1 protein-coding gene is annotated in these 885 nt (G+C 67.2%); it reads left to right on the top strand.

What is annotated here, in order from left to right:
* On the top strand, positions 1-767 hold a 767-nt coding region (locus B8460_RS15830; RefSeq protein WP_241771211.1), incomplete at its 5' end, for a manganese catalase family protein.
* Positions 768-885 lie beyond the last annotated feature (118 nt).

Here is an 885-nt window from a genome sequence, read left to right as displayed (position 1 = left end):
CTCTGCACGCCAGCAAGGAGAGAACAGCCATGTTCCTGCACAGGAAAGAGACCATCGTGCCGGTGCGCGTCGAGACGCCCGACGCGCGTTTCGGCCAATACCTGCTCGAACAGTTCGGCGGCGCGACCGGCGAGCTGACGGCCGCGCTGCAGTACTGGGTGCAGGCGTTCCACGTCACCGATCCCGCCATCCGCGACATGCTGCAGGACATCGCGATCGAGGAGTTCAGCCATCTGGAGATGGTCGGACAGCTCATCGTCCAGCATACCGCCCGGGTCGATCAGACGCCGGTCTATGACGCGCCGCTGTTTCAGATGAAAGGGATCGGCCCGCATCTGGTGGACAGCCAGGGCAATACCTGGACCGCCTCGTACGTGAACGAGGGCGGCAACGTGGTGCGCGACCTGCGCGCCAACATCGCCGCCGAGGCCGGCGCCCGCCAGACCTATGAGGCGCTGATCCACCGGTGCGAGGATGCCGGCACGAAGAAGACGCTGACGCATCTGCTGACGCGCGAGATCACGCACGCCCAGATGTTCATGAAGGCGCTCGACGCCATGGGCAAGCTCGACGATCCGTATTTCGGCACCATCAAGCCGGACGACACGGTCAACGTCGTGTTCAACCTCAGCCAGGGCGACGACCATCGCGGCCCGTGGAACGAAAAGCCGTTCGAGTATGTCGAGAACCCGAAGCCGTCCGGGCAGATCCCGCCGGCGCCGGTCAATCCCGACGACGAGAAGTCCGGCCCGCGCGCCAAGCGCTGATCCGGCGAACCACGGCCGTCAGGCGGGGAGCCAGACGTAATCCCCGTCCGCGGGCGGACCGGCGTGCGGCACCAGCGTGCCGTCCGCCGCCCGCCCGTGCGCGCGGTAGCCCGCCGCC

Source organism: Acidisphaera rubrifaciens HS-AP3 (assembly GCF_000964365.1).
Taxonomy (GTDB): Bacteria; Pseudomonadota; Alphaproteobacteria; order Acetobacterales; family Acetobacteraceae; genus Acidisphaera; species Acidisphaera rubrifaciens.
Note: the sequence above shows the minus strand (reverse complement) of the source record. Positions and strands in the feature narration are given on the sequence as shown.